Origin of the sequence: Tritonibacter litoralis (genome assembly GCF_009496005.1) — a bacterium.
GTDB classification, from domain to species: domain Bacteria; phylum Pseudomonadota; class Alphaproteobacteria; order Rhodobacterales; family Rhodobacteraceae; genus Epibacterium; species Epibacterium litoralis.
The window spans coordinates 294,913-320,688 of sequence record NZ_WIBF01000004.1 but is presented as its reverse complement, the minus strand read 5'-3'; the positions used below and the strand labels follow the sequence as shown (position 1 = coordinate 320,688).

Annotated in this window: 29 protein-coding genes; 7 read left to right on the top strand and 22 right to left on the bottom strand. The window is 57.8% G+C overall.

Annotated features, from left to right (window positions below; translation table 11 throughout):
• Positions 1-18: 18 nt before the first annotated feature.
• On the bottom strand, positions 19-834 hold the full coding sequence (locus GFB49_RS09535; RefSeq protein ID WP_153215617.1) for a DUF6473 family protein: 816 nt from the start codon (positions 832-834) through the stop codon (positions 19-21).
• Positions 835-986: 152 nt separating this feature from the next.
• Here GFB49_RS09535 and GFB49_RS09530 point away from each other — a divergent pair, with 152 nt between their 5' ends.
• Positions 987-1,862 carry a 3-hydroxybutyryl-CoA dehydrogenase gene (locus GFB49_RS09530; protein ID WP_153215616.1) on the top strand — a complete coding sequence of 292 codons (876 nt, stop codon included), beginning with the start codon at positions 987-989 and terminating at the stop codon, positions 1,860-1,862.
• 106 nt (positions 1,863-1,968) lie between these two features.
• On the opposite strand, the gene GFB49_RS09525 is transcribed toward GFB49_RS09530, so the two are convergent.
• Genes GFB49_RS09525 through GFB49_RS09495 form a run of 7 tightly spaced genes read right to left on the bottom strand, consistent with a single transcriptional unit; the run spans position 1,969 to position 7,337 of the window.
• Positions 1,969-2,865, bottom strand: coding sequence for a lysophospholipid acyltransferase family protein (locus GFB49_RS09525; protein ID WP_153215615.1), 897 nt, complete (start codon positions 2,863-2,865; stop codon positions 1,969-1,971).
• A 35-nt stretch (positions 2,866-2,900) separates the two neighbouring features.
• On the bottom strand, positions 2,901-3,170 hold the full coding sequence (locus tag GFB49_RS09520; RefSeq protein WP_153215614.1) for an HPr family phosphocarrier protein: 270 nt from the start codon (positions 3,168-3,170) through the stop codon (positions 2,901-2,903).
• Entirely contained in the window at positions 3,171-3,578 is a 408-nt protein-coding gene (locus tag GFB49_RS09515; RefSeq protein ID WP_153215613.1) for a PTS sugar transporter subunit IIA, read from the bottom strand.
• A 20-nt stretch (positions 3,579-3,598) separates the two neighbouring features.
• Positions 3,599-4,465: an RNase adapter RapZ gene (rapZ, locus tag GFB49_RS09510; RefSeq protein WP_153215612.1), complete on the bottom strand. Its 867-nt coding sequence runs from the start codon at positions 4,463-4,465 to the stop codon at positions 3,599-3,601.
• Positions 4,452-4,886 carry an HPr kinase/phosphorylase gene (locus GFB49_RS09505; RefSeq protein ID WP_153215611.1) on the bottom strand — a complete coding sequence of 145 codons (435 nt, stop codon included), beginning with the start codon at positions 4,884-4,886 and terminating at the stop codon, positions 4,452-4,454. The genes rapZ and GFB49_RS09505 overlap by 14 nt, the downstream gene beginning before the upstream one ends.
• Positions 4,887-4,892: 6 nt before the next feature.
• On the bottom strand, positions 4,893-6,599 hold the full coding sequence (locus GFB49_RS09500; protein ID WP_153215610.1) for a sensor histidine kinase: 1,707 nt from the start codon (positions 6,597-6,599) through the stop codon (positions 4,893-4,895).
• Positions 6,600-6,635: 36 nt separating this feature from the next.
• The gene (locus tag GFB49_RS09495) at positions 6,636-7,337 is read right to left on the bottom strand and encodes a response regulator transcription factor (protein ID WP_153215609.1); all 702 of its coding nucleotides are present in this window, start codon (positions 7,335-7,337) and stop codon (positions 6,636-6,638) included.
• A gap of 357 nt (positions 7,338-7,694) precedes the next feature.
• On the opposite strand from GFB49_RS09495, the gene GFB49_RS09490 reads away from it, so the two are divergent.
• Positions 7,695-9,293 (top strand): phosphoenolpyruvate carboxykinase, encoded by a 1,599-nt coding sequence (locus GFB49_RS09490; RefSeq protein ID WP_153215608.1) that lies wholly within the window; start codon positions 7,695-7,697, stop codon positions 9,291-9,293.
• Positions 9,294-9,370: 77 nt separating this feature from the next.
• On the opposite strand, the gene dgt is transcribed toward GFB49_RS09490, so the two are convergent.
• Positions 9,371-10,723, bottom strand: a complete 1,353-nt coding sequence (gene dgt, locus GFB49_RS09485) for a dGTP triphosphohydrolase (RefSeq protein ID WP_153215649.1) — start codon at positions 10,721-10,723, stop codon at positions 9,371-9,373.
• A 16-nt stretch (positions 10,724-10,739) separates the two neighbouring features.
• Positions 10,740-11,510 carry a sulfite exporter TauE/SafE family protein gene (locus GFB49_RS09480; RefSeq protein WP_153215607.1) on the bottom strand — a complete coding sequence of 257 codons (771 nt, stop codon included), beginning with the start codon at positions 11,508-11,510 and terminating at the stop codon, positions 10,740-10,742.
• 148 nt (positions 11,511-11,658) lie between these two features.
• Here GFB49_RS09480 and GFB49_RS09475 point away from each other — a divergent pair, with 148 nt between their 5' ends.
• The 3 genes from GFB49_RS09475 to GFB49_RS09465 all read left to right on the top strand — a co-directional run bounded on the left by GFB49_RS09475 (position 11,659) and on the right by GFB49_RS09465 (position 14,551).
• Entirely contained in the window at positions 11,659-13,347 is a 1,689-nt protein-coding gene (locus GFB49_RS09475; RefSeq protein ID WP_153215606.1) for an acyl-CoA dehydrogenase family protein, read from the top strand.
• Between the two features lie 112 nt (positions 13,348-13,459).
• Positions 13,460-14,146 carry an SGNH/GDSL hydrolase family protein gene (locus GFB49_RS09470; protein ID WP_153215605.1) on the top strand — a complete coding sequence of 229 codons (687 nt, stop codon included), beginning with the start codon at positions 13,460-13,462 and terminating at the stop codon, positions 14,144-14,146.
• Between the two features lie 6 nt (positions 14,147-14,152).
• Entirely contained in the window at positions 14,153-14,551 is a 399-nt protein-coding gene (locus GFB49_RS09465; protein ID WP_343032532.1) for an META domain-containing protein, read from the top strand.
• Here GFB49_RS09465 and recO read toward each other — a convergent pair.
• From recO to folK, 12 genes are all read right to left on the bottom strand, one after another.
• Positions 14,535-15,260 carry a DNA repair protein RecO gene (gene recO / locus GFB49_RS09460; RefSeq protein WP_153215604.1) on the bottom strand — a complete coding sequence of 242 codons (726 nt, stop codon included), beginning with the start codon at positions 15,258-15,260 and terminating at the stop codon, positions 14,535-14,537. The two genes, GFB49_RS09465 and recO, sit on opposite strands and share 17 nt — an antisense overlap.
• Before the next feature lie 3 nt (positions 15,261-15,263).
• The gene (locus tag GFB49_RS09455) at positions 15,264-15,593 is read right to left on the bottom strand and encodes a DUF1491 family protein (protein ID WP_153215603.1); all 330 of its coding nucleotides are present in this window, start codon (positions 15,591-15,593) and stop codon (positions 15,264-15,266) included.
• Positions 15,594-15,698: 105 nt separating this feature from the next.
• Positions 15,699-16,604: a GTPase Era gene (gene era / locus GFB49_RS09450; protein ID WP_153215602.1), complete on the bottom strand. Its 906-nt coding sequence runs from the start codon at positions 16,602-16,604 to the stop codon at positions 15,699-15,701.
• A 144-nt stretch (positions 16,605-16,748) separates the two neighbouring features.
• The gene (gene rnc, locus GFB49_RS09445) at positions 16,749-17,438 is read right to left on the bottom strand and encodes a ribonuclease III (protein ID WP_343032531.1); all 690 of its coding nucleotides are present in this window, start codon (positions 17,436-17,438) and stop codon (positions 16,749-16,751) included.
• Complete coding sequence (gene lepB, locus GFB49_RS09440) at positions 17,435-18,271, bottom strand: signal peptidase I (RefSeq protein ID WP_153215601.1); 837 nt, start codon at positions 18,269-18,271, stop codon at positions 17,435-17,437. The genes rnc and lepB overlap by 4 nt, the downstream gene beginning before the upstream one ends.
• 60 nt (positions 18,272-18,331) lie before the next feature.
• Positions 18,332-18,757 carry a holo-ACP synthase gene (acpS, locus tag GFB49_RS09435; RefSeq protein WP_153215600.1) on the bottom strand — a complete coding sequence of 142 codons (426 nt, stop codon included), beginning with the start codon at positions 18,755-18,757 and terminating at the stop codon, positions 18,332-18,334.
• A gap of 1 nt (position 18,758) precedes the next feature.
• Positions 18,759-19,181, bottom strand: a complete 423-nt coding sequence (locus tag GFB49_RS09430; RefSeq protein ID WP_153215599.1) for an ABZJ_00895 family protein — start codon at positions 19,179-19,181, stop codon at positions 18,759-18,761.
• Positions 19,178-19,924 (bottom strand): pyridoxine 5'-phosphate synthase, encoded by a 747-nt coding sequence (locus GFB49_RS09425; protein ID WP_153215598.1) that lies wholly within the window; start codon positions 19,922-19,924, stop codon positions 19,178-19,180. The genes GFB49_RS09430 and GFB49_RS09425 overlap by 4 nt, the downstream gene beginning before the upstream one ends.
• A 90-nt stretch (positions 19,925-20,014) precedes the next feature.
• On the bottom strand, positions 20,015-20,728 hold the full coding sequence (locus GFB49_RS09420; RefSeq protein ID WP_153215597.1) for a DUF2062 domain-containing protein: 714 nt from the start codon (positions 20,726-20,728) through the stop codon (positions 20,015-20,017).
• 33 nt (positions 20,729-20,761) lie between these two features.
• Positions 20,762-22,894 (bottom strand): RelA/SpoT family protein, encoded by a 2,133-nt coding sequence (locus GFB49_RS09415; RefSeq protein WP_153215596.1) that lies wholly within the window; start codon positions 22,892-22,894, stop codon positions 20,762-20,764.
• Positions 22,895-22,931: 37 nt separating this feature from the next.
• Complete coding sequence (gene rpoZ, locus GFB49_RS09410; protein WP_153215595.1) at positions 22,932-23,285, bottom strand: DNA-directed RNA polymerase subunit omega; 354 nt, start codon at positions 23,283-23,285, stop codon at positions 22,932-22,934.
• Positions 23,286-23,362: 77 nt separating this feature from the next.
• Positions 23,363-23,944, bottom strand: coding sequence for a 2-amino-4-hydroxy-6-hydroxymethyldihydropteridine diphosphokinase (gene folK, locus GFB49_RS09405; protein ID WP_153215594.1), 582 nt, complete (start codon positions 23,942-23,944; stop codon positions 23,363-23,365).
• A gap of 139 nt (positions 23,945-24,083) precedes the next feature.
• On the opposite strand from folK, the gene GFB49_RS09400 reads away from it, so the two are divergent.
• Both GFB49_RS09400 and ispH read left to right on the top strand, forming a co-directional pair.
• The gene (locus GFB49_RS09400; protein ID WP_153215593.1) at positions 24,084-24,659 is read left to right on the top strand and encodes a LabA-like NYN domain-containing protein; all 576 of its coding nucleotides are present in this window, start codon (positions 24,084-24,086) and stop codon (positions 24,657-24,659) included.
• Between the two features lie 117 nt (positions 24,660-24,776).
• Entirely contained in the window at positions 24,777-25,727 is a 951-nt protein-coding gene (ispH, locus tag GFB49_RS09395) for a 4-hydroxy-3-methylbut-2-enyl diphosphate reductase (protein ID WP_153215592.1), read from the top strand.
• Positions 25,728-25,776 lie beyond the last annotated feature (49 nt).

Here is a 25,776-nt window from a genome sequence, read left to right as displayed (position 1 = left end):
GCCCTGGCATTCGGCTGCCTAGATCACAACTTGTAAACGCTCCGCAACCGAGCAGGCAATCCGATGCTGTTCGCGCGGCCCCAGCATCAACTGGGCGGATTGCAGATCCTGTGGCTCCACCGCCATCCCGGCCACATCATCCGCCTCACCCGCGGTGGCCACGTCCAGCTCAATCACATCCGTGACTTCTGCACACAACGTGCCGACCATTTCCTGGGTTACCAGAACTGGCTCTTGGGCAAAGCTACCGCTCAGATTCAGACTGTAGCGCAACCACAGCAGAACAACCTCGCCAGCAAATCCGCGAACCATCTCCCGCATGCGCGTGACCCAAGTGTCCTGCAGATGCTTTTGCAGCACCATAAACCGTTCCGGATCCAACCCGGCCAGATGGCTGAGAAGATGGCGGTTAAAATGGAACTCGGTAAAATCCACCTCGGGAAACAGGGCCAGCAATTGTGGATGGGCACACAGAAACCGGTCATTGCGCCGCGGGTGCACTTTGAAGAACTCATTGGACAGGTTTTGCGCCCCCATCACCTGAACAATGGCCACATCTGCGTTCGCCGCCGCGTCGCGCAGGGTCGCGTCAAAGAAATAACTGTCCAAACCGCCGTTAACGGCCGCAAAATTCACACAAGGAATGCCCAACAGTTTTTCCACATCCTCCGGAAAGGGTGTGTCAATAAAGCGTCCGTAAACTTCGGTGCTGCCGAGGAAAGCCAGATACGGCTGATCCAAGGGGCGCTCTGGCCCACGAACCGACAAGCGCGATCCGCCATAGCGGCAGTTTTCTACGTCTGATGCTGACGCGTTACCCGTTGCGTAGCTCATAATTCTCACCCGTTTTCGCCCAAATCTCACCCTGAGCCAGAAGAATTGCAAATTCGCTAATGTTTGGATTTGCGTTAAATCGGATCGGATGACACTTGCGTCCGCGCTGACCGCCGATACTATTGCAACGCAGAAACCAGAAAGGCAGTGGTATGGACATTCAATCCGTCGGAGTGATCGGCGCAGGCCAAATGGGCAACGGGATTGCCCATGTCATGGCGCTCTCGGGCTATGATGTTGTTTTAAATGACGTAAACCAACAAGCCCTGGATGCTGCTGTCAGCCAGATTCACAAAAACATGAGCCGCCAGGTCAGCCGGGACAAGATCACTCAGGCCGAAATGGATGCTGCCTCCAAACGTATTCGCGCCTCCCTTGCCTTGGCTGATGTCGGAACCACTGACCTTGTGATTGAGGCCGCAACAGAGCGTGAAACCGTCAAACAGGCGATTTTTGAAGACCTGCAACCACATCTGAAACCGAATACGATTCTCACCTCAAACACCTCCTCGATCTCGATCACCCGGCTGGCCAGCCGAACAGATCGCCCTGAGCGGTTTATGGGGTTTCACTTCATGAACCCGGTTCCGGTGATGCAACTGGTCGAACTGATCCGCGGCATCGCCACAGACGAAGAAACCTTTGCCGCCTGCAAAACCGTGGTGGAACGCCTGGGCAAAACCGCTGCCAGCGCCGAGGATTTTCCCGCCTTCATCGTAAACCGCATCCTGATGCCGATGATCAACGAAGCGGTCTATACGCTCTATGAAGGGGTCGGAAACGTCGAATCGATTGACCAATCCATGAAGCTGGGCGCCAACCATCCAATGGGGCCGCTGGAGCTTGCTGATTTCATCGGTCTGGACACCTGCCTGGCGATTATGAATGTTCTGCACGATGGTCTGGCCGATACCAAATACCGCCCCTGCCCACTGCTGACCAAATACGTCGAGGCCGGCTGGCTCGGCCGTAAAACCCAGCGCGGTTTCTACGACTACCGTGGTGAGACGCCCGTCCCAACCCGCTGATCACAAAAAAGGCGGTGGCCCACTGCGCCCCCGCCCCTTTCATCTTTTCAAAAATACTCAAATCCCGCAGGCGCCCCTTGGCGCTTTGGTCCAGGGGCGCTTTGGTTCAGGCTTTGCCCTGACCCAAAGCCAAAGTGTGTTCGCGCAGCCAGGCCATAAACCCGCGCGGATCGCTTTGCAGCATCTCCATTTGCGCGTCACTCAAAGGTTCGCCAACAACAGGCGCTTGCGGTTTGTTACAAGAGCGCACGATCTCATGCAGCAAAAGCCCCTGGCGCAAAATCGGCGAGACCTGGCAAGCAATCTGATACCAGCGCGAATTTGAACCCGGAAAGAACATCGGCACCACACGCGCGCCCGAACGGCGGATCATCTGCGCCGTAAAGACATTCCATTCCCGTTCAATCACCGGACCAAACCAGCTGTCTGACGAGCTGACAACGCCCGAGGGGAACAGCGCCACAACACCGCCTGCTTTCAGATGCGCCATGGCATTGGCCCGCATTTCGACCATTTTGCGTTGCGCATCTGGATCATGCGGGAAAGGCACCGGGATCATAAATGACGTCGCCGCCTCATCCAGCCCCGTCAGAACCGAGCGTGTCAGGATCCGGTAATCTTCACGCACGCGCCCAATGATGTCGGCAAATATCATGCCGTCGACCATCCCATGAGGGTGGTTGGCCACCACAACCACCGGACCTTCGGTCGGGATCTTGTCGATTTGTGCCTGCGGTGTTGTCAGCTCAATGCCCATCACATTCAGCGCACCGCGCCAGAAGCGCTGACCGCGATACAGCGCGTTCTGCTTCTCGAATTTCTTGACCATCCGCAAAATGGTCAACTTGCCGGTCAGCCATTCCATGGTTTTGATGGCCAAAGACGTCCAGCGATCGTCAAAGGAATTCGCATAGGTCAGCGTGCGGCGGTCATAAACCTCTCCGGTGCTGGCCTCTGCCGGAGCGCTGCCCCGGCTATTGCTGTCGTGTGCGGTATCCGCCAATTTTGTCGTCCCGTCTTCTGCTGCCGGTCCCGGTCTTAAAACCCTTCACCGAATTTGTCAGCGACCAGCGCTTCCAAAGCTTCGGCAAGGGCGGTTGCGTCGGGGCCCGAAGTTTCGACGTCAATAGTCGTTCCTTTGGAGGCTGCCAACATCAAAAGCCCCATGATACTATCACCGGATGCGAACATACCGTCTTTTGAGACTTCGGCGCTGGCGTCAAAGCCTTCGACGACCTCCACCAGCTTTGCTGATGCCCGCGCATGCAGACCTTTTTCATTCACGATTTTGAGCGTTTTTTGAACCATCTACTGCGCCTGTTCCCCTTCTGGGGTAATGTTCTGAGTGTTGATATACTTGCGCCCAGCTTCCATGGCCTGACGCACCGCGTCGGCAACCGGAAGGTCGCGGGATTTTGCCAATTTAATCAGCATTGGCAAATTGGCCCCATAAAGAATGCGCCGGTTTGATGGCTGACAGGCCCGCAATGACAGATTCGACGGCGAACCTCCAAATAGATCCGTGACCACAACAACACCCCCACCGGAATCAACCTGATCCGCGGCGGCGCAAATTTCATTCTGTTTGGCGCTTCGGTCGTCCTCTGGACCAATCGCTACGGTTAACAATGAAGGCAAAGGGCCAACAACATGCTCTACCGCAGCGCGATACTCCCGCGCTAAGCCACCATGGGCGACGATTACTATTCCGATCAAATCGGCCTCATTCCGTTCTGCTAGCCTTGCAGCTCGCGATGTCTAATTGACACCTGCGGCGCGTCTTCTGCAAGGGCCTTCGCAAGAGTTTCCGCCAGTGTGACGGAACGATGTTGGCCTCCTGTACATCCAAAGGCAATCGACAAATGCGACTTGCCCTCCTCTTGGTAGGCCGGCAAGAGAAAACGAGTCATGTCCAGCACCTTGTCAAAGAACGCATCAAAGCGCGAATCGCCTTTGACATGGTTTTGCACCGGCGTATCGCGCCCATCCAGCCCGCGCAGTTCTGGCACCCAATAGGGGTTGTTCAAAAACCGGCAGTCAAACACCAGATCCGCCGCATAGGGCACGCCGCGTTTATAGGAAAAGCTTTGGATCGAAACCGCCAGGGTGCGCCCTTCGGGGGCAAATATGTTTTCGATCTCTTCCCGCGCCTGATGCACATTCATGTCAGACGTGTCCAACAGGATATCCGCCCGTTCGCGGATCTCAGCCATCAGGGTCAGCTCACGGCGCACGCCAATTTCCGGAGATTCTGCCGGTGCCATCGGATGGCGCCTGCGGGTTTCCGAGAAGCGGCGCAACAGAACTTCGGCGCGTGCATCCATATAAAGGACGCTCAATTCCACATCTTGGCGTTGGGCAATCAGGCTGATTGCATCCAGCAAAGCTGTGGGAGAGAAATCGCGGTTGCGGCTGTCCAATCCCAGGGCAAGCGGTCGATCCCCCGGCGCGCTGTCAACCACACCGGGCAGCAGGCTGAATGGCAGGTTATCAATCGCCTCATATCCGAGGTCTTCCAACACGTTGATGGCCGTGGTCCGTCCGGCCCCCGAAGGGCCCGTCACCAAAACAACCTTTAACCGCGTCTGTTCACGGGTGCCCATCAGGATCCAAAGCTCCGCCTTTGAGGAATTGCAGCACACCAGCAGCAAAAGACGGGCTCTCTCCCTTGTGAAAGACCGGAACCGCCACCGACAGGATGTCCATACATCGTTTCGGCGGCAAACGCTCGGTCTCAATCTCGTCCATCGTAACGATTGCGCAAACCGTGGCCTTTTCGCAGGTCTCCGCCCGCAAGATACCAAGCCCTCGGGCCTCAATCAGGCCCGAGATCGCCGCGGGTGCCTTTGCAACCAGCTGATGGCCTTCGCACATAACCTCGGTCCGATCGTCGGACACCAGCGTGGCACCATAGGCCAGCAACTGCAGCGCAAGGCTTGATTTTCCACTGCCCGACGCCCCCAAGATCAACACCGCGCGGCCCCCAAAGACCACGCAGGATGCATGAAGAACCCGCGGTTTCATCGCGGTTTACACGGGCAAGCCGACCACAAACCGAGCGCCCAAAGGATCAGACGTCATGTCCGCTTCGGTGGGACGGATGTTTTCGGCCCAGATCACACCGCCATGTGCCTCAACAATCTGCTTGGAGATCGCCAGGCCCAGGCCTGAGTTATTGCCAAAATGCTCGTCCGGGCGCTGCGAGTAGAACCGCTTGAACACTTTGGTCAGAGCTTGTTCCGGGATGCCGGGGCCCGTGTCTTCGACCACAACCAGTACCCGATTGTCCCGGCGCCGCGCCCAGACGCGAATGGCATCGCCGTCTTCGCAGAATGAAATCGCATTGGTGATCAGATTGACAAAAACCTGCGCCAACCGCGCCTCAAGCCCGTGCAGCAGGATCGGCTGTGGCGGCAGATCTGTAATGTAGTCGATCCCCTTTGCCCGTGCATCTTCGCCCAGATATTGGTTCAGATTGCCCAGCATATTCAGCAGATCGAACTCTTCTTCCTCTTCCTTGACCAGCTCTGCATCCAGTCGTGAGGCATTGGAGATGTCACTAACCAACCGGTCCAGCCGACGCACATCATGTTCAATCACTTCCAGCAGTTTTTCACGCTGGTCATCGCGTTTGACCATTCGCAAGGTGCCGACGGCGGACTGCAGGCTGGCCAGCGGGTTCTTGATCTCATGGGCGACATCGGCTGCGAACTGTTCGTTGCCATCGATCCGATTGTAAAGCGCCTTGACCATGCCACGCAGCGCGCGGCTCAGGCGGCCAATTTCATCGGGGCGGGCAGACAGATCTGGGATGCGAACCCTCCCGGATTTGACTTTGCGCGCATTGCGGTCGCGGCCCAGTTCCGCCGCCTCAGCCAAGTCAGCCAATGGATTTGCGATGGTAGACGCCAGCACCAGGCTCAAACCCACCGAAACCAGCAAGGCCACCACAAACAGCTGCAACACTTGCTCGCGGCCGGCCCGAACCAGCGCTTCGATCTCTCCGGTCGGGGTTGCAAGCGCCACAACGCCAAAAAGCTCTCCCCCTTTGAGGATCGGGGCCGAGGCGGCAAAAACCTTACCATCTGGCAGTTCAAAAACGGACTGTATGACCTGCCCGCCATCCAAGGTTCTGGTTGCCAGCTCTGCGACCTGTGTTTCAAGCGATGCGCGCGGGGACCGGTCGCTTTGACCAAAGACGCCGTCGATTAGGCTCCAGACCTTGCCCAATGCGTCGGAAAACACTGTGGTGCCGGATGTGGCGCCGGGTTGTACAACATCACGGACCTGGCTGCTGCCTTGGGAATGGGTGACCATACTGCCCTGGGCATCAAACACCAGAACCTCAAGCCCGGCGCGCAGGTCGATTTGCGACAATGTCTGCGCGGCATCGATCCCATCGGATGTCGCGAGGTTCACTGAGCCGCTGCCAGGGATCTGCGCTTCAAACACATCCGCAACCAGCGTGGCCTCAGACACAAGAGCGACGGCGCTTTGATAGGCAAGACTGTTGCGCGATGCGTTCAAATACAGAACACCCGCCACCAGCAGCGTGATCGCAATCAGGTTGAACGTGATGATCTTGCGCGTCAATGGCGACCCCCGCAGCGAGAAAAACCCACGCCGTGCCCGTTTCGCCTGCATTTCCTGTTCCACGGATGTGGCCGGGGCAATCCAATCATCACCCAGCACAACATCTGCGGATTGCCGCTTTTGGCTCACCCCGGTATCCCGCATGGGCCCACGCCTCCTAAAGATCCCAAACCGTGGATCTTACTCTTCGTTGTAACGATAGCCGATTCCATAAAGGGTTTCGATGGCGGAGAAATCTGAGTCCACACTGCGCATCTTTTTGCGCAAACGCTTGATGTGACTGTCGATGGTCCGGTCATCCACATAGACCTGGTCATCATAGGCCACATCCATCAATTGATCGCGGCTTTTGACAAAGCCCGGGCGCTGCGCAAGCGCTTGCAACAGCAGGAATTCGGTCACGGTCAACGAGACATCGTCGCCTTTCCAGCTGACCGCATGACGCAAGGGGTCCATCCGCAGGTTGCCCCGTTCCATCACTTTGGTCTCGGGCGTGGTCGCAACGGTTTCACCGCTTACGGCCTCCTGACGACGCAGGAGCGCGCGAATACGCTCTACCAGCAGCCGCTGCGAAAACGGCTTTTTGACGTAGTCGTCTGCCCCCATACGCAGGCCCAGAACCTCGTCGATTTCATCATCCTTGGAGGTCAGGAAAATCACCGGCATCTGGGTTTTCTGGCGCAAGCGCTGCAACAGGTCCATACCGTCCATACGCGGCATTTTAATGTCCAGCACCGCCATATCCGGCAGCTTTTTGTTGAAGGCGTCCAACGCGGCCTGCCCGTCGTTATAGGTCTCAACCTCGAATCCTTCCGCTTCCAGCGTCATGGCTACGGAGGTGAGGATGTTTCTGTCGTCATCGACTAGTGCAATCTTTGACATGAGGGTCACCCTTATCTGCTCGTTATTTGGGTTTTCCGCCTTTTTCGCTTTTAAATGGAGACGAATCAATCCCCATTAACGAATCGGGCAATTCTTTGGCACAGTGTGGTGCACAAACGCCTTACAAACTGTTTCAAGCGCGTGCCTAAAATTTCCTATGTGTCTCATTGTTTGCAAGAAAGCGCCTATGGTGGCGCTAAATGTATTCCAGTTGGCGCTAACGTCGCGAAAGGGCGCTATTCTTCCCCAAAACCATCGTGTTAAGACCTCCCGCACCGGGACTAGCGTCCAACTATTTTCTGCCCAATTGCACGAAGATTTTATTCGTGCTGTTCGCCGCTACAGGAGACACAGAACATGACATACGGTCGGGTTAACCCGCAATTCCGCCTCGAAGATCAGGGCATCGAGGGTCTGGGAAATGTCTATTACAACCTCATGGAACCGGCTTTGATCGAAGCAGCGATCAAGCGCGGCGAAGGCACCCTGGGCAACGGCGGCGCGTTCCTCGTGACCACCGGCAAATTCACAGGCCGCTCCCCCAAGGACAAACACGTTGTAAAGTCTGACAGTGTTGCCGACAGCATCTGGTGGGAAAACAACGCCGCAATGACCCCCGAAGGGTTTGACGCGCTGCACGCCGATATGCTGGAACACATGAAGGGCAAAGATTTCTTTGTTCAGGATCTGGTGGGTGGTTCTGACCCAGCGCATGCGATCAACGTACGCATGGTGACAGAACTGGCATGGCACAACCTGTTCATCCGTCACCTGCTGCGCCGCCCCGACCGCGAAGATCTGGATGGCTTCCTGGCGGATTTCACCGTCATCAACAGCCCCAGCTTTCAAGCGAACCCGGAAAAGCACAACTGCCGTTCCGAGACCGTGATTGCGCTGAACTTTGACAAAAAGCTGATCCTGATCGGCGGCACCGAATACGCAGGTGAGAACAAGAAATCCGTCTTTACCCTGCTGAACTATCTGCTGCCGGAAAAGGGCATCATGCCGATGCACTGCTCTGCCAACCACGCCAAAGGCAACCCGGTCGACACGGCTGTGTTCTTTGGCCTGTCGGGAACCGGTAAGACCACCCTATCTGCGGATCCGGATCGCGTGCTGATCGGGGATGACGAGCATGGCTGGGCGGACAACGGCACGTTCAACTTTGAAGGCGGCTGCTATGCCAAGACCATCAACCTGAACGCCGAAGCCGAGCCAGAAATCTACGCGACCACTTCTAAGTTCGGCACCGTGATCGAAAACATGGTGTTTGACGAAGAAACCAAAGAGCTGGATTTCAACGACGACAGCCTGACCGCAAACATGCGCTGCGCCTACCCGCTGCACTACATCTCGAATGCATCCAGCACCGCGCGTGGGGGCCATCCGAAAAACATCATCATGCTGACATGTGACGCATTTGGCGTTCTGCCTCCGATCGCACGTCTGACGCCTGCGCAGGCCATGTATCACTTCCTGTCTGGCTTCACCTCCAAAGTGGCCGGAACCGAGCGTGGCGTGACCGAGCCGGAACCAACCTTCTCCACCTGCTTTGGCGCGCCGTTCATGCCGCGTCGTCCAGAAGCCTATGGCAACCTCTTGCGTGAAAAGATCGCTCAGCACGGCGCAACCTGCTGGCTGGTGAACACCGGCTGGACCGGCGGCGCATATGGCACCGGTTCGCGCATGCCGATCAAAGCAACCCGTGGCCTGCTGACCGCAGCGCTGGACGGCTCGCTGGCCGAAGCAGAGTTCCGCAAGGATCCGAACTTTGGCTTTGACGTTCCGATTGCCGTTCCGGGTGTCGCCGAGGTTCTGCTGGATCCGCGCCGCACTTGGGGTGACAAAGACGCTTATGACGCGCAGGCGGCTAAACTGGTTCAGATGTTCTCGGACAACTTCGAACAGTACCTGCCCTACATCGATGAAGACGTAAAAGCCTCTGCAATTGGCTAAGGCTAGTCTGACCGAGTAAAAAGAAACCCCGGCCACCGCGCCGGGGTTTTTTGGTCTTCACTCCTGCGAGACCGAAATCAGCTGGGCAAAGTTCCGGTGACCATGTCGCGCACGCGCACCGCATAGCGGTCGGTCATGCCCGAGACAAAATCTCCCAGCGCATGGGCCGCCGTATAGTCATCCACAACGCTGCGCAAATCGAGATCCACGGCGCGGATCAGTTTGGCCCAATAGCCATGATTGCTCAAAAAACGGTCTTGATCCCAATCACAGACCCGCAGATCCACGAAGAGTTCATGGAAGTGATCGAGCACTATATGCAGCACCTGGTGTCCCAATGTCTCAAGCTCGGTCTTGCGGCGCGCCACAAAGATCCGATTGTTTGACAGGTCTTTCAACTTCTTGAAAGCCTGTGCCTTGCTCGAAACCTCGATCAGCCCGTCGTTGAACGTGCCCGCCATAATGGCATCGTAATTGTCAATGAAGGCCTCAACCGCCGCCTGGATCGATGAGCCAATCGCCTGCGCCCGCAACAGCCCAACCCGGTCCTGAACCCGCATATCGGCTGAGCGAGGATCATTGGGTTTGCCGGTGATTTGCTCCAACACATCCGTGACCGTTTCGCGATCCAAATCCCCCACGGTTGCCGCGTCCTCGATATCAAGGATCCGGTAACAGATGTCGTCTGACGCCTCGACCAGGAACGCCAGCGGATGACGCCGCCACCACCGTGTTGAGCCTGTGCCCTCTTCTGGCAGGCCAAGCGCTGCAGCGGCTTCGGCAAACAGATCGACCTCGCCTTGAAAGACGCCAAACTTCTTGAGCCCGACATAGCCCGCATCGCTGGCCAGTTTTGCTTCTGCTGTGCAGGGGTATTTGGCAAAGGCACCAATGGTTGCATAACTCAGCCGCATCCCCCCGTCGCGGCGGGCGTGTTCTAGGCTGGAGACAATCCGAAACCCCTGAGCATTGCCCTCAAAAGCTTCAAATTCACTCCGATGCGCGGTGGCGATCCCCTGGGCCAGCCCCGTGTCATATCGGAACTGCTTGGCAAACCAGTCGCCAATGCTCTCCTCGCCAGAATGGCCAAAAGGCGGGTTGCCGATGTCATGGACCAGACAGGCCGCCTGAACAACACCTGCCATTTGATGTTGCTGCCCGTCCCGCAGACGCCCCAAGTTGACCAGCCGCTGGCCCACTTCCATGCCCAATGACCGCCCAACGCTGGAGGTCTCCATCGAATGGATCATCCGGTGATGCACATGATCATTGTCATACAACGGGTGCACCTGGGTCTTTTGCGCCAACCTGCGGAACGGCTCCGAGAACAGGATCCGGTCATAATCCTGCTGATAAAACGGCCGCTCTGGCTGATGTTGAAAATCAGGCCGACACAGACATCCCGCATTCAGCAAACGGTCCCATTCCATCACCATCACGCTCTCCTTAAAACCCCATCACCGCACGTCGGATCAGATTGGCGGATGCAATCAACAACACCCAAAGCGTCGCCTTTTTGAACGCAGACTGATCGATCCGATCCTGCAGTTTCCCGCCGATCCACATGCCAATCACAGCAGGCACAACCATCGCCACCGAAAACGGTGCCGTCTCAGCTCGGACCACGCCGGACCCGATATGGGCAAACAGCAACGCAATTGCACCCAAGCCATAAATCACGCCCTGCACCCGCATCTGTTCCGTTTTTTCCGTGCCCAATGCGGTCAGATAGGCCACAGTCGGCGGCCCCCAAACACCCGAAACACCACCGATCAGACCGGCAACAGCGGCAACCGAGGCTTCGACCCGCCGGTTGGCGCTGTGCAACACGATGTTGCGCCCGGCGATCTGCATCAAGGCAAAGCCCATCACTGGCACGCCTATAATCAACAACATCACGCTTTGCGGCAGAACCCGAACCAGCTGTGCACTGGCCAGCAAAAACACCAGCCCAACCAAAAGAAAAACCTTGAACCGTTTAACAGACTCCACCGCCGCCGCGCGCCCTTGGCGCAGGGCCTGCATACCATTTGTGACCAAGGTCGGGAAAATCAGGCCCGCCAAAGCCAGATCCGGTGACAAAACAGAGCTGAGACCGGAAATCAAAATCATCGGCAAAGCAAATCCAACCATGCCTTTGACCGTGCCCGCCGCAAGCGCAACCACAAAGGCCACGACCATCTGCGTCGGTGAAATAAGCGAAATCAATGTATCCATGACGGTCTCTGTATCACATCCATCTCGTGCTGCACGGGCAAAATGGATGCGTAATTTTAAAACCAAATTGCCGCATTCTGTGAATTTTTGTTGCGCTGCGACTGCGAAATGAATTAACACAGGGGCCAGCCGATAAAGGATTTGATTCATGCCCCATGATGGACAGGACATTGCCATGACCGCGACCATTCTGCCGGATCTGCTCTCTGTGACCGGAGCCGCCGTTGCGCCGCTTGACGCGCTGTTGGACAGCGCAACCAAAACCGTAAAAGACCAAGTGACCGAGGACGGGCGTGTGTCGGGCAAGCTGGTTGAGGCGCATCAATATGGCGCGCACGGCCTGTCGTGGCTGGCCACCTATGTCTATGCGCTGCGGCAGATGCAGAAATGGGCCGAGGCACTGCAGGCCGAGGGCAAGTTTGGTGAAATGGAACAGCTGCTGCACCAGATCGCCTTTGGCGAATATCTGGCGCAGATCGCGGGTGGCATCCAGATGAACCAGGGTGAGATCATCCGCCTGCAGGATCTGGGCCTGTCTGCTGATGCAACCACCGCCTGGATGACCGATGCGGTGCAGACATTGATCCAATCTGGCAATTCCCCGGCGGCGCGGACTCGTCTGGTAGAGCTGATCCAGGAACAGGGTCAAGCGGCGATCATGTTTGGCGCTTCTGGCCTGGAAGAAGAGCTGGAGATGATCCGCGAACAATTCCGCCGGTATGCGCAGGAAAAGGTCGAACCTTTTGCCCATGAATGGCACCTCAAGGATGAGTTGATCCCACTGGAAATCATCGAAGAACTGGGGGAGATGGGCGTCTTTGGCCTGACCATCCCCGAAGAGTTCGGTGGTCTTGGCCTGTCCAAGGCCTCCATGTGTGTGGTCTCCGAAGAGCTGTCGCGCGGCTATATTGGCGTGGGTTCGCTGGGCACCCGGTCCGAGATTGCGGCCGAGCTGATCCTTGCCGGTGGGACCGACGCACAAAAGGAAAGCTGGCTGCCGCGTCTGGCATCGGCTGAGATTCTGCCAACTGCGGTCTTTACGGAACCAAACACCGGATCGGACCTCGGCTCCTTGCGCACCCGCGCGGTGAAAAACGCCGATGGCGATTATGAGATCACCGGTAACAAGACCTGGATCACCCATGCCGCGCGCACCCATGTTATGACCCTGTTGGCGCGGACCAACCCCGATACCGACGACCACAAAGGTCTGTCGATGTTCTTGGCCGAGAAAACCCCCGGCACGGACGAAGACCCGTTTCCCACACCTGGCATGACCGGTGGTGAGATCGAGGTGCTTGGCTATCGCGGCATGAAAGAATACGAGCTGGGCTTCGACGGCTTCCACGTCAAAGGGGAAAACCTGCTGGGCGGCGAAGAAGGCAAAGGCTTTAAGCAGCTGATGGAGACCTTTGAAAGCGCCCGCATCCAGACCGCCGCCCGCGCCATTGGCGTTGCGCAATCGGCGCTGGATATTGCGCTGCAATACGCCGAAGACCGCAAGCAGTTTGGCAAAAGCCTGATCAACTTCCCACGTGTGTCCTCCAAGATTGCGATGATGGCGGTAGAGATTATGGTCGCGCGCCAGCTGACCTATTTCTCGGCCTGGGAAAAAGACCACGGACGCCGCTGCGACCTTGAGGCTGGCATGGCCAAACTGTTGGGCGCGCGCGTGGCCTGGGCTGCGGCAGACAATGGCCTGCAGATCCACGGCGGCAACGGCTTTGCGCTGGAGTATAAAATCTCACGCGTGCTGTGTGATGCGCGGATCCTGAACATCTTTGAAGGGGCCGCCGAAATCCAAGCGCAGGTTATTGCACGCCGTCTTCTGGCCTGACCTGTTTCTAATCCCAAACTGAGCCCGGCCCGTCATCACGGTGCCGGGCGTTTTTTTGCCACAGCCCAAGTTGTGATGCCACGAGGCGGTGCGATGATGTTACATCACACCTATGGCGCGTCTGCTTTCAACCCTGCTCGCGATGATGCTGAGCCTGATGGCCTGTGCGGATACCCCGGCGCAAGCGCCGGAGGCGCGTATTTTGGTCATCGGCGATTCCATGATGACCTGGCACGGGATTTCGGACCGGGCGGTGCCGGATCTGTTGGCGCGCCAGCTTGGGGAACCCGTGATCAACCGCGCCACAACTGCGGCCCGGATGATCTACAAACTGCCCGTCTCGGGTGCGGCGGGTCTCAACATTCCCAAACAGTTCCGTGCAGGCCCGTGGGAGTGGATCGTTGTCAACGGCGGTGGCAATGATCTGTGGCTCGGATGCGGCTGCCACCGCTGCACGCGCAAGCTCGACCGCCTGGTCAGTGAAGACGGGCAAACGGGGGCGATTCCGGATCTGTTGACACGATTACGCGCCACCGGAGCGCAGGTGATCTACGTGGGCTACCTGCGCACCCCTGGTCGCAGCTCCCCCATCGAATCCTGCCGCGATGAAGGCACGATGATGGAGGAGCGAGTTGCGGAATTTGCCGGCAACGACCCCGGCCTGCATTTCATTTCCCTGGTGGATCTGGTGCCCGAAGGTGATTTAAGCTTTCATACATTGGACCGCATCCACCCTTCCGTAAAAGGCAGCCGCGCCATTGCCGCGCGCCTGGCCGCAACCATCCAAGCCAACAGGTGATCTCCCGTGTTTCGCAGTTTATTTTATGTGTTTTCCGTATTTTCATGTGTCTCCGCCTGCAGCGCGGATGAGACCCTCGCGGCCTATGGTGCCGGTGATATACTGTGGCGACTGACCGAAGTTGACGGCACCCCAGCATCCGCAACGCTGACAATGGAATTTGGCGAAGATGGCGCTGTATCGGGAGCCGCCCCCTGCAACCGGTTTGCAGCCCAGAACACCGCCCCTTATCCCTGGTTTGCGCTGTCGCCGATCCTTGCAACAAAACGCGCCTGTCCCGCGTTGAGCCAAGAGCAAGATTTTTTGACTCTGCTGCAATCCATCACCCAATCCGAGGTTTTGGATAATGTGTTGATCCTGCGCAATGATGCCGGTCAGGAAATGGTCTTTAACGCGGTCGATTAAGAGCGGTCAAAAACCGCGCGCGCGCCTCTGGGAGCGCGCGGTTGCCCAGGCTGGGTGCCACATGATGCTGCAGAAAATGCCCGGTGGTGCCCAAGGCCTGCGCGATTTCCGCAGGCGAACCATCCCCCACCCCGCGCAGCACTGGTGGCAGAGGCAACAGCCGATCCGCCCACTCTCCCGCGCCCTGCCGCGACACCGCACGGCCCGTCTTGGGCGAGACATAGACCAGATCCTGCAGGCTGCCCGTCACGGCACAGGCACTGAGATCAAGCCCAAAGCCCACCTCCTCCAAAAGCTGCAGCTCCCATTTGACATAGGCCAGCGGCCAGACCTCGGGGTGCTCCAACAGGTCGAGCAGGAATTTTGTGTTCTCATAAAGCGCTGGATGGGCCGCGCGCTCTGGCAGGCAGAAATGCAAAAGCGCGCAGACCGTATTGAGCCCCGCCAGCGCCACTCGGTCAGAAATCGCCGCATAGGTCCGGCTGCGCAGGGGTTCAACGCTAAAGCTGCCAAGCTGATCCGCCAGACGCGCCCGCCAGGTCAGGTCCAGTTGCGCGCCGGGCTGCAGAATTGGACCCAGCTTGCGCCCAGCCCCCCCGCGCACCACGCCGGAATGGCGGCCGTGGCTTTGGGTGAAGACATCAATGATGACCGAAGATTCCCCGTGGCGGCGCTGACTGATCAGAAATCCCTGGTCCCGCCACTCCATCGGTTATTCCAATCCCGGTTCGTCCAACAGGTGGCGGCCCTGGCGGTCTTCGACCTCGATCACCCAAAGATCCGGGTCAAACGCTTGCTGGCGGCGGATGCTGGCGTCCACCTCTCCTTCGGGGCCGCTGGCCAGTTGATCCCAGGTGCGCGCGCCGCTCATCAGATCATAGGTGCGATGAAAAGCCTGCGCGTCCCCGTCCAATGTGTTCAGCTTGACCAAAACCGCGCCCGCCGTGTCATCGCCATGGGCGGTGACAAAGGCCGGGATGTCCTGAAACCGCAGGCGCGCCAGATAGGCCTGGACCCAGAATTCAGCAGTGAGACGGGCCATGGAGCGTCCTTGATCGTTTATTGCAACACAGGCCCCATCTGGTTGAACCTGCGGGAGCCTCCGGCGGAAGTATTTGGGAAAAGATGAAAGGGCGCACAGCTTTCGTCAATTCCCGTCTTTGAAATCGAGACCCATTTCAGAATAACGCTCGGACTCTTCGAGCCAATTCGGGCGCACTTTGACCTGCAGGAACAAGTGGATCTTGCGGCCCATGAACTCTTCCAATTCCGCGCGGGCGGCCTGGCTGATGGCTTTGATGGTTTCACCGCGTTTACCAAGGACGATCCCTTTGTGGCCGTCGCGCACCACATAGATCACCTGATCCACTTTGGCGGAGCCATCTTTGCGCTCTTCCCAGTTCTCGGTTTCCACCGTCAGCTGGTAGGGCAGCTCCTGATGCAGGCGCAGGGTCAGTTTTTCACGGGTCATTTCGGCCGCGATCATGCGCATTGGCAGATCGGCGATCTGATCTTCGGGATACAGCCAGGGTCCTTCGGGCAGTTGGGTTGCAAGCCAGCCGCGCAACGCGTCGACACCATGGCCGCGTTCGGCAGAGATCATGAAGGTTTCGGCAAACTCATAGCGTTCGTTCAGATCCTTGGTCAGGGACAGAAGATCCGGGGCTTCGACCTTGTCGATTTTATTGATCGCTAGGGCAACCGTGCGGCCCTGGCCGATTTCTGCAAGCCCTTCGAGGATGCGTTCCACGCCTTCGGTGATGCCGCGATGGGCTTCAACCATCAAGACAACCACATCGGCATCTGCCGCCCCGCCCCAGGCCGCAGCAACCATGGCGCGGTCCAGACGACGGCGGGGTTTGAACAGGCCGGGCGTGTCGACAAAGACCAGCTGGGCATCGCCTTCCAGTGCCACGCCGCGAATGCGGGCCCGGGTTGTCTGCACCTTGTGGGTGACGATGGAAACCTTGGCCCCGACCATCAGATTGGTCAGAGTGGATTTCCCCGCATTGGGTTCGCCGATCAGGGCAACAAAGCCCGCGCGTGTGGTCATGTGACTATCGATCCTGTTTAAAGCGGTGCAGTCATAGCGTAGAAAATGCACAGGGGCCAGAGGGGGCGTGTGCTGCATGGCGTCACAAAAGCTATAGTCGCAGGCCCCAAAGCCTGCGGCAATAGCGAAGTCCGTGGGGGCGTCTTAGGTGCCTGCGGTCTCAACCTCGGCCAGCAACAATCGGGCAGCCGCCTGTTCGGCATGGCGTTTAGACCCGGCTTCAGCCTGCGCGGTGCGGCCGTCATCCAGATGCACCGCGATGGTAAAGACCGGTGCGTGATCCGGCCCGCTGCGGGACACCTCGGTGTAACTCGGCGGTTTCTGGCCACGGGCCTGGGCCCATTCCTGCAGTGCTGTTTTGGGGTCGCGGGCGTCCTCTTCCACCGTATAGATCCGCCGCCCCCAGAGACGCAGGATAAGCTCTTGCGCTGCAGCAAAGCCTGCGTCTTTGTAGACGGCGGCAATCACCGCCTCCATCGCATCCCCCAGCAGCGCCTGTTTGCGGCGACCGCCGGACATCATCTCGGACCGGCCCAGTTTCAGCACCGCCCCCAGATCAATCTCACGTGCGACTTCGGCGCAGGCTTCCTTGCGCACCAATGCGTTGAACCGTGGCGCCAGCTGGCCTTCGGTGGCGTCCTGGTCTGCATCCAGAAGAGCCGTGGACATGACCAAACCCAGCACCCGGTCGCCCAGGAATTCAAGCCGCTGGTTGTCCTGCCGGGTCGGCGACGACATGGAGGCATGCGTCACCGCCTGCATCAGCAGTTCCGGCTGGTTGAAACTGTAGCCGATGCGCTGTTCGAACGCGCGGAGTTCCTTGGACAGTCTCACTCGATCGCCTTAAAGAACCGATCTCCGCGCCAGGTCCAGAAGAACAACATCGACCGTCCCGCGGAGGAGAACATGATGCGATCCGCACGCCCAATCAGGTTTTCCAAAGGTACAAAGCCGGCGCCACCCGCAGATTGCGGCAGACGGCTGTCGGTGGAGTTGTCGCGGTTGTCCCCCATAAAGAAGAAGTGCCCTTCGGGAACCTGATAGACACCGGTATGGTCCATTGGTTGGTTGCCGATGTTCAGGATCGCATGCGGCGTGCCGCCCGGGAAAGTTTCCAGCTGTCGCGATTTGGTGCAGGTGCCGCCCCGACCCACAGGTGCGTTTTCACACCGTGGTGCGGACCCTTGCGGGCCTTGCGCTTCGTAGGTTTCGGAAAACAGCCCGTCATCTTCCAGTTTCACAGCGGATCCGTTGATAAACAGAACGCCGTCTTTCACTTGGATGGTGTCACCCGGCAGGCCCACCAGACGTTTGATAAAGTCCGCGCCATGGACCGGATGGCGGAAGACCACCACATCGCCGCGCTGCGGCTCTCCCCCCATGATGCGGGTGTTGTCCCCATCGATAAAGCCGCAGATGCCCTTGGCGTCGATATTGACGCCAAAACGCGCCAGGCGGATGGATGGGCACGAGGCGTAGGAATAGCCATAGGCCATCTTGTTCACAAAGAGGAAATCTCCGATCAGCAGTGTCTGCTTCATCGAACCTGATGGGATCCAGAACGGCTGGAAAAACAGGGTGCGGAACACACCTGCAATCAGCAAGGCGTATACAACGGTCTTGATCGTCTCAATGACCGGATTCTGGGTCTTTGCTTTGGCGGCCATCAGGCTCTCCAAGTTCTATATCGAAGGTCCGTGGCTACATGCGCAGTGCAGTGGCCCGAGTCAAGCGCTGCGGGGCAATTCGCCGGGGTTTAATGGTCGCGCCTCAATCACAACAAAGGCCTGCGCCCAGGGGTGGTCATCGGTCAGCGTCACGTGAATGATGGCCTGATGCCCCGGCGGGGTCATCGCCTCCAGCCGGTCTTTGGCCCAGCCTGTCACCGCCATCACAGGCTGACCGGTGTCCAGATTTGACACGGCCATGTCCTTCCAGGCGATGCCCATCCGCAAGCCTGTCCCCAAGGCTTTGGAACAGGCCTCCTTGGCCGCCCAGCGTTTGGCGTAGGTTCCCGCAACATCATGTCTACGCTCGGCTTTTTTCTGCTCAACCTCTGTAAAGACCCGGTTTTTGAACCGGTCTCCAAACCGGTCCAAAGTGCCCTGGATCCGTTCGATATTGGCCAGATCTGTTCCGATGCCAAGGATCATGTCACCGCTTCTTGGCTGCCGAAGAGGCGTTTTTATATCCCATGCCCAAGAAGATCCGATTGGTCACCAACCACAAGACGCTATAAAGCGCCAGAAAGCCCAGGAACCACAGGATCGGCTGCATCTGCAATTGTCCGCGCATCAGGCTGGCAAAGACCACAAGACCCAGAAGAATATTGAAACCCAGCGCAATGCCGGTCATCCGCGCGCATTCAATCCAGGCCGCTTTGCCTTTGGGCGCAGGCGCACCTTCGATGGCCTGTTTATTGCCTTCATACATGGCCGCGCACATGGCGGGCAGCAATGGAATGAACGAGGTCGCCAGATCCAGTCCGGTAAAGTGGCGCAGCGCCGCAATCAGAACCGCGCCCACAATCAGCGTCACAACATAGACCGCAGCATAGCGGCGCAGATTGACGATCATGCGCGGGCCTCGTCCATCAGACGACGCATTTCCACGATGGCAGGTGTGAGGCCGGCAAAAATCGCCTCACCAATCAAAAAGTGCCCGATGTTCAGCTCCCGCAATTCAGGACACGCCGCAATCGGCTGGACCGTTTCATAGGTCAGACCGTGACCCGCGTGAACTTCCAGGCCCAGCGAATGGCCAAATGTTGCCATCTCGCGCAGCGCGTCCAGCTCGCGGTCGCGGGTTTCAAAATCCCCTTCGGCATGGGCATCGCAATAGGCCCCGGTGTGCAGCTCGATCACTTCGGCCCCAATGCGATGGGCGGCTTCGATCTGTTTCTTGTCTGCCGCAATAAAGATGGACACCCGGCAGCCCGCATCCCGCAGCGGCGCGATGTAATGCGCCAGCCGGTTTTCGTCGCGGGCCACGTCCAGACCGCCTTCGGTGGTGCGCTCTTCGCGTTTTTCAGGAACGATGCAGACCGCATGGGGTTTGTGACGCAGGGCAATGGCCTGCATCTCGTCCGTAGCTGCCATCTCAAAATTCAGAGGCACCGTCAGCTGCTCCATCAACGCTTCGATATCCGCATCCATAATATGGCGGCGATCTTCGCGAAGATGCGCGGTGATCCCATCCGCGCCGGCCTCCTGGGCCAGCAAAGCCGCACGCACCGGATCCGGAACCGCCCCACCACGCGCATTACGCACGGTGGCAACGTGGTCGATGTTCACGCCCAGACGCAGGTTGTTTTCCGCCATGACATCAGTCCTTTGAATAGCCATTTTGCGCGGAGATTAACGCGCCGCGGCCCAAGGGCAAGGGTCCGTGTCCAAAATGATACAATCTGATCAGTTCGCTTTGCGCAGCGGCTCAGGCGTGTCCGCTGTAGCCAGGTCGTCATTTCCCCGTTGCATCGGTGCCAGCTCTGTATCGCTGATCGCCGCCGCCCGTTTGATGGCATCAAACTTGGCCTTGATCCGTGCCCGGCGGCGCTGCTGATAGGCGTGAATGACCGGCAAGCTCAGCATGTAGCAGACGGTGCCAGCGATAACGCCCGGCAATAGCCCACCCAGCAAATAGGGGTAAAACACCTCGTCAAAGAAGCGGATCAACCCGGTCCAATCCGCGTGGGCGTCTGTAAACAGCGCGATCAGATTGTTTTTCAGATCCCGCCCCGCATCCAGAAACTTGGACACCAATGACGTATCCACATCCTCAACCAGATCCGCACCCAGGATCCAATGGCCCACCTGCAAGGACACAACGCCAATGGGCACATATGTGAGAGGATTGCCAAAAAACGTGCCGCTTAAGGCGGCCAGGATATTGCCGTTGAACAGCCGCGCCAGAATGGCTGCGACCACAAAATGCATGCCATAAAACGGTGTGAATGTCGTGAAGACCCCGACGCCCACACCCCGTGCAATGCGTTCCGGCGAATCTGGCAGGCGGCGAATGCGGTGTTTCACATACAGGAAGGCCCTGCCCCAGCCACCACGTGGCCAGAGAAAGTCAGCAATCATCCGCAAAGGCGGCCGTCTGTCACGGCGCTTAAAGACCAACGCGTCTTCCTTCCAAATTCCCCGCCTAAAGCGTTATCCCTTCCAGCCTGGTTGGTTCGGGACTTCCCGATACCGGGCTACGGCAGCGACATCGCTTTCGGCTTCCAAAGTCAACATGACGGAATGCAGTTGCTCTACATCCCGAAACTCCACATTGACCATAAGCTTGTAAAAGTCTGGTTTCCGATCAATGAACTCCAGATCGGAAATATTGGCCTTCTTTTCACCAATCAATGTGCAGATACGACCCAAAACGCCTGCATCATTACCAATTGTGAGCTCAAGCGTCGTCGCATAGGCCGCTGGATGGGTGCCGCTGTGCCAATTGACGTCGACCCAACGTTCGGGCTGTTCTTCGAACTCGCTCAACGTATCACAATCGGCCGCATGAATCACCACACCACGTCCGCGATAGGTGATCCCGATGATCCGCTCCCCCGGCAAAGGCTGGCAACATGGCGCGCGTTCAAAGCTTTGGCCGGGTTCCAGGCCGATCACCGCCCGACGGGGTGAGATTTCGTCCCCTTCACCGGACGACAACTCCGGGTAGACCGCTTGAACCACATCATGTGTGGTAATCTCAGCCGATCCAAGCTGCGCCAACAGATCCTCAACCCCGTTCACCCGCAACGCGCGCGCAGCGGTTTCCAGCGCCTTGTCGGTGGCCTTCTTGTGCACATGCTCAAAGGCGGATCGCGCCAGCTCGTGGCCCAGTTTCACAAAGCGTTCCCGGTCCGCTTCGCGCAGCGCACGGCGAATGGCAGTGCGGGCCTTGCCCGTGGTTGCGATCTCCAGCCAGCTGACCTGCGGCGTCTGCCCTTCGGCCGTGATCACTTCAACCGATTGGCCATTGCGCAACCGGGTCCACAGGGGCACGCGGATCGTGTCGACCTTGGCGCCCACACAGGCATGCCCAATCCGCGTGTGGATCGCATAGGCAAAGTCAATCGGCGTCGCCCCTTTGGGCAGTTTGATCACGTCACCTTTTGGCGTGAAGCAGAAGACCTGGTCCGAATACATCTCCAGCTTAACCGCTTCGAGGAATTCATCATGGTCTTCTTCGGCGTCAAACTGTTCCGTCAGCGAAGCAATCCATTTCGCTGGATCCACCGCAAAGGGGTTTTCCGATCGCACACCATCGCGATAGGACCAATGCGCCGCCACGCCGGATTCCGCCACATCATGCATCTGGCGGGTGCGGATCTGAACCTCAACCCGTTTGCCATCGCGTCCCGACACCGTGGTGTGGATCGAGCGATAACCGTTGGATTTTGGCTGGCTGATGTAATCCTTGAACCGGCCCGGCACCGCCCGCCAGCGCTGGTGAATGGCCCCAAGCGCGCGATAGGCGTCTTCTTCGGATTGAGTGATCACCCGGAAGCCGTAAATATCCGACAGTCGGGAAAACCCCTGATCCTTGGCCTGCATCTTGCGCCAGATGGAATAAGGCTTCTTGGCGCGACCAAAGACTTCGGCTTCGATCCCGGTTTTATCCAGTTCGATGCGCATATCGCCGGTGATCCGATGGATCACGTCACCGGTTTCCCGCTGCAACGTGATGAAACGGCGGATGATCGATTGACGGCCTTCGGGATTCAACACCCGAAACGCCAGATCTTCCAACTCTTCACGCATCCATTGCATGCCCATGCGCCCGGCAAGCGGTGCATAGATATCCATGGTTTCCCGCGCCTTTTGCGCCTGTTTTTCCGGGCGCATGGCTTTGATCGTGCGCATATTGTGCAGACGGTCAGCAAGCTTCACAAGGATCACCCGCAGGTCCTTGGACATTGCCATAAACAGCTTACGGAAGTTTTCGGCCTGTTTGGTTTCCCGGCTGGACAGCTGCAGGTTCGTCAGCTTGGTCACCCCATCAACCAGCTTGGCAACCTCGTCCCCAAACCGCTCCGCCACCTCTTCATAAGAAGCTTTGGTGTCTTCAATGGTGTCGTGCAGCAGCGCCGTAATAATCGTCGCATCATCCAGACGCTGTTCGGTCAGGATGGCGGCAACGGCAACAGGATGGGTAAAATAGGGCTCGCCCGAATGGCGAAACTGCCCTTCGTGCATTTGCTTGCCAAATTCAAAGGCCGCAGCGATCTTTTCGGCGTTTGTCTTTGGGTTGTAGGTGCGGACCAGCTCAATCAGGCGTTCAGCAGAAATCATAGGTGGTCCGCAACTTTCTTTGGTGACTGCGGCGGGGTCAGCCCTGACCCTGCGCTTCCATCAGAGCGCGCAGCAGTTTCTCTTCGGACATATCGTCCGCTTCGGGTTTGTCGTTGTCCGAGCCCATCAACAGAGCCATGGAATCTTCTTCCGGCTCGTCAACTTCGATCTGAGTTTGATTGCTCTCGATCATCCGCTCACGCAGGCTGTCTGCGCTTTGGGTTTCTTCGGCAATTTCACGCAGCGAAACGACCGGGTTCTTGTCGTTGTCGCGGTCCACGGTAAGTTCGGCACCCGCCGAAATCTCGCGCGCCCGATGGGCGGCAAGCATTACCAGTTCAAAGCGGTTGGGAACTTTGTCTACGCAGTCTTCAACCGTCACGCGGGCCATAGGCGACTCTCCAAGTTAAATGGATCCAGAGATGATGGATTTAATCCCAATGAAGGCTCTTGACAAGCGCAGAAGGGTCAATCGCCTGCTGAAATTGGAACAATCTCATTGATTTCTTCTGCAGACAGTGCCGCAGCCATCTGTTTCGCGCTTTGCTTTAATACCGGGTGCACCCAGTCTGGCGCCACATCGCACAAAGGAATCAAAACAAAACCGCGGTCCTGAATACGCGGGTGCGGCAGGATAAGTTGGTCCGGAGCCACCGCCACCTGTTCTTTTTTTGGTAAATTTAACCAACGTGTGTAGGTCGCAAGGTCCGGCGCAACTTGCTCATCCATTGCGAGCAAATCGAGGTCCAACGTCCGCATGCCCCAGCGTTGGTCCCGCTGGCGCGAAAACGCAGCCTCAACCTCATGCAAAATCGCCAAAAGATCCGGTGCCGCGAGATCAGTTTCCGTTGCCAGCGCAGCGTTTACATAATCCGGACCTGCACCCTTTGGAAAACACGGGGTTGTGAAGAATCGTGAAACCTTCAGCGGTTTAACACCGGCCTCTTCCAGTGCAGATATGGCCCGCGTCAAAGTTTCGACGGGGAGCATATCCCCCATAGGTAGATTACCTCCGAGAGCCACCAAGGCTCTGGGTAGTCTTTTTGTCATTTTTGACCCCTCTTCACAAAGATGATACACTTGCGGCAGCTCGTAAAAAATCTAATTTATATGCACCCGCCCCGCTCAGCTGATTACCACTCACTCACATAAAAAAAGGCACAGCGGGCTATACCGGAAGGACAAGTTAATGTTTTACAAGGACGAACGGCTTGCGCTGTTCATTGACGGGTCGAATTTATACGCCGCCGCCAAAGCGCTGGGGTTCGATATCGACTATAAACTACTGCGGCAAGAATTTATGCGCCGCGGCAAATTACTGCGGGCGTTCTATTACACAGCGCTTTTGGAAAACGACGAATATTCCCCGATACGGCCCCTGGTGGATTGGCTGAATTACAACGGCTTCACTATGGTGACCAAACCCGCCAAAGAATACACCGACAGCATGGGGCGTCGGAAAGTCAAAGGCAATATGGACATCGAGCTGACGGTTGATGCCATGGAACTTGCACCTCGTGTTGATCATATTGTGCTGTTTTCGGGCGATGGGGATTTTCGCCCGTTGATTGCCAGCTTGCAGCGTCAGGGTGTTCGCGTTTCCGTGGTCTCGACCATTCGTAGCCAACCGCCGATGATTTCGGATGAATTGCGCCGTCAGGCCGATAACTTCATTGAACTGGAAGAGCTCAAGGATGTGATCGGTCGCCCGCCGCGGGATATCCCCGGAGAAGAGCACACATTGTCCATCGCAACTGGGCAATAAGTGCGATCACTTCATTGAATTGGATCAGGGGGCACATTCGCCCCCTTTTTCGTATCGGCCCTCCTCTGGACGCAGACTTGGGAAACCCTTACCTGTGACCGCGTAAGGAGACGCATCATGACCAAACCCGCCCTCACGCTGTTTCTTGCCGCCCCCCGCGGCTTTTGCGCCGGTGTGGACCGCGCCATTAAAATCGTTGAAATGGCCCTCGAGAAATGGGGCGCTCCGGTCTATGTGCGTCACGAGATTGTCCACAACAAATTTGTCGTCGATGGGCTGCGGGACAAAGGCGCGGTCTTTGTCGAGGAGCTGGATGAATGCCCCGATGACCGGCCCGTGATCTTTTCGGCGCATGGCGTTCCCAAATCTGTGCCAGAGGCCGCAGAAACCCGTCAGATGGTCTATGTCGACGCCACCTGCCCTCTGGTGTCCAAGGTACACATCGAGGCCGAACGCCACGCAGAAAGCGGCCTGCAGATCATTATGATCGGCCACAAAGGGCACCCCGAAACCATCGGCACCATGGGCCAGCTCCCTGCGGGAGAGGTCCTGCTGGTCGAAACCGTTGCGGATGTGGCCACCGTTGATGTCCGTAACCCCGAACGCCTGGCTTTTGTCACTCAGACCACCTTGTCTGTGGATGACACCAAGGACATCGTGGCCGCACTTCAGACGCGGTTTCCCGCCATTATCGGCCCGCACAAAGAAGACATTTGTTACGCAACAACCAACCGCCAAGAGGCCGTAAAAGCCGTGGCTCCCAAATCCGATGCGCTTTTGGTTGTCGGTGCACCAAATTCTTCGAACTCCCGCCGTCTTGTCGAAGTTGGGGCCAAAGCAGGCTGCTCCTATGCGCAGCTGGTGCAGCGCGCGGACAATATTGACTGGCGCGCGCTGGAGGGCATTCGCACCATTGCGATCACCGCCGGCGCCTCTGCGCCAGAGCTACTGGTCAATGAGGTGATCGATGCCTTCCGCGCCCGTTATGATGTGACGGTCGAACAGGTGGAAACCGCCGTTGAAAGGGTCGAGTTCAAAGTCCCGCGGGTGCTGCGCGCCCCTGCGTGACGCTCTGACTGGGTGACATCCACCGTTCGCCTGCCTATCTTTGTTCAAA